We start from the raw sequence: 205 nt of genomic DNA, 5'->3' as shown, positions 1-205 counted from the left end.
AGGAGGCCGCCGTCGTCGAGCGGACCGTCACCCGGTCCGAACGGCTGCAGGCCGCCGGGCTGGTGACGCTGGGGCTGGGGTTGTCGCTGGTCGCGGCGACCTCGGGCTCGGCCGTGCTGGGCTGGATCGCCGGCCCGCTGGGGCTGGCGACGGTCGGTGCGGCCGTCGTGTGGCGGGAGGCCGACGAGGCGCAGCGACGGCGGTG

1 pseudogene is annotated in these 205 nt (G+C 78.0%); it reads left to right on the top strand.

The annotated features are described in order from the left end of the window. Positions 1-205, top strand: a pseudogene (locus GTW08_RS07860) (histidine kinase); the annotation flags it as partial.

Source organism: Pseudonocardia sp. SID8383 (genome assembly GCF_009864975.1).
Classification (GTDB): Bacteria; Actinomycetota; Actinomycetes; order Mycobacteriales; family Pseudonocardiaceae; genus Pseudonocardia; species Pseudonocardia alni.
The sequence above is the reverse complement of the archived record's forward strand: the minus strand, read 5'-3'. Positions and strand labels throughout refer to the sequence as shown.